Source organism: Candidatus Protofrankia californiensis, assembly GCF_900634765.1.
In the GTDB taxonomy this organism is placed as follows: Bacteria; Actinomycetota; Actinomycetes; order Frankiales; family Frankiaceae; genus Protofrankia; species Protofrankia californiensis.
Window position 1 is genome coordinate 1 of record NZ_CAAAFT010000390.1, and the last position, 1,170, is coordinate 1,170.

At 68.6% G+C, this 1,170-nt stretch carries 2 protein-coding genes; one reads left to right on the forward strand and one right to left on the reverse strand.

Annotated features, from left to right (window positions below; genetic code table 11):
* The first annotated feature begins 198 nt into the window (after positions 1 to 198).
* Complete coding sequence (locus tag DD1DGNOD_RS19975) at positions 199 to 843, forward strand: hypothetical protein (protein WP_131770808.1); 645 nt, start codon at positions 199 to 201, stop codon at positions 841 to 843.
* An 8-nt stretch (positions 844 to 851) separates the two neighbouring features.
* Here DD1DGNOD_RS19975 and DD1DGNOD_RS19980 read toward each other — a convergent pair whose 3' ends face one another.
* Positions 852 to 1,067, reverse strand: coding sequence for a hypothetical protein (locus DD1DGNOD_RS19980; RefSeq protein WP_131770809.1), 216 nt, complete (start codon positions 1,065 to 1,067; stop codon positions 852 to 854).
* Between the last annotated feature and the right edge of the window lie 103 nt (positions 1,068 to 1,170).

Genomic DNA, 1,170 nt, shown 5'->3' on the forward strand with positions numbered 1-1,170 from the left:
GGCACCGTCCAGGCAGGATCGGGATCAAGGATCAAAGCCGGGCAATTGTGATAAACAGGACGAGATTAGCATCTAGCGTCACCAGATGGCCACGCTGGTGGGTGGCTACAGGTGTTCCGCGGGACGCGGCCGGGCTGTCTTGCACGTCCGGCCGGCGAACCCGGAGCTGTTGATCTCCAGCCGGCCCGATAGTCGATCATGTCCAGCAGACGCGCGATTCCCGGCATGCTCACCGGCTTCCGGGGGCTGCGGATCGACCTGGACGTCCCGATAGTGATGATTACTTCTTATGCGGGGACACGGGGGGAAGCGCCGCTGGCCGGTCGGCATGCTGGTGGGGCTTGCCGGTGCGGCGTGGGCGGTTGCCGCATGGCGCAGTGGACAGGGCGCGGCTGCCACCCTCGCCGCGGTCGTCGCCGCGGCAGGGCTGTACCTGGCCTGGGCGGGCTACGCCGCCGACCGGCGGGACGCCCACAGGCCGGGAACACCGACCTTGCCGGCGTGGCGGACCGGCTCGCCGACCAGCTCGGACAGCTGTGGTCGGCCGAGGCGAAGCGACGAGGTCTCAACCGGCCGCCGCTGACGGTGTCCTGGCGGCCGGCCGACCCGGCGCTGGTCCAGCCGTGGTCCCACCTGCAGCGCCTGGTCACGGACGGCGCCGGCTGGACGCCGCGGGCGTATCCGGCGGCCGACCCGGGTGAGCTCGCCGGGGCCGGCCACAATCTGATCAAGGTGCTTGACCGGGTGCCGACCGGCCGGCTGATCGTACTCGGCGAACCCGTGATTCAACAATGTTCGATCATGGATCTCTGGTCGACTCCGGAATGGATCTGCGCTACCTGAGCGGTGCTCTAATCGGTGCCGACCGGCACCATGCCTCCGAACAACCTGTGGCCGGCCGCTGCGCTGTACACGTCGTCAGCCGCGCCGACGTGGCCGACCAGCAACCCGACCAGGCCGCGTCTGCGGACGTTCGTCGACCAGCCAGATGAGCACTGGCCACCGGAGAAGATCGGCGCGAGTTTGTCGCTGTGTACGCCAATGTGGCCGAAAAGCGTACGCGGCAACAAACTCGTTTGGATCATGGCCTGTACGGGTAGTTGCGGACGGGACCCGCACTGCGCCACCGGCGCTCCAGCAGCTCACGGACTGGTGCGGCGCAGGACGGCG

Excerpts from the sequence above, each read along its gene's own strand:
- DD1DGNOD_RS19975 (WP_131770808.1), top strand. The coding sequence starts at position 199 with ATGTCCAGCAGACGCGCGATTCCCGGCATGCTCACCGGCTTCCGGGGG.